The following is a 664-nucleotide window of genomic DNA, read 5'->3' as shown; positions in this document are numbered from 1 at the left end:
CCGCCCAATTCGAAGAAGTTATCGTGGATGCCGACCTGGTCAAGCCGCAGTACCTGGGCGAATATCTCCGCCAGCCGCTGCTCGTCTTCGGTGCGCGGCACCACAGTTTCAGCTTCCCTTGCCACCGTCGGCACCGGCAGGGCCGACCGGTCGATCTTGCCGTTGGCCGTCAGCGGCAAGGCCGGCAAGTCCATGAAAGCCGAGGGCACCATGTAGTCCGGCAGCCGTGCCTGCAGAAAACGCCGCCATTCGCTTGCCGCAGGCGATTTATCCGCTACCACGTAAGCGACCAGGCGCTTGTCACCGGGCGCATCCTCGCGCACGGTTGCCACTGCCTCGCGCACGCCAGGGTATCCGCGCAGGGCCGCTTCCACCTCGCCCAGCTCGACGCGGAATCCGCGCACCTTGACTTGCTGATCGCGCCGCCCGAGAAATTCCAGATTGGCGTCGGGAAGATAGCGTACCCAATCTCCCGTCCGGTATACGCGTGCACCGGCTCGGAAAGGATGGGGAACGAATCGCTCGGCAGTGAGTTCCGGCCGATTAAGGTAGCCGCGTGCCAAGCCCTCGCCGCCTATATAGAGTTCCCCTGGTACCCCGATTGGTACCGGCTGAAGCCGGTCGTCAAGCACATACATTTCCGTATTCGCAATCGGCCGGCCAA

1 protein-coding gene is annotated in these 664 nt (G+C 63.4%); it reads right to left on the bottom strand.

Translation table 11 applies throughout. The features are described from left to right. A partial coding sequence (locus SQ11_RS15405) for an AMP-binding protein (RefSeq protein ID WP_041515087.1) occupies window positions 1–664 on the bottom strand: 664 nt, incomplete at both ends.

Origin of the sequence: Nitrosospira sp. NpAV (assembly GCF_000832065.1) — a bacterium.
Classification (GTDB): Bacteria; Pseudomonadota; Gammaproteobacteria; order Burkholderiales; family Nitrosomonadaceae; genus Nitrosospira.
The sequence above is the reverse complement of the archived record's forward strand: the minus strand, read 5'-3'. Positions and strand labels throughout refer to the sequence as shown.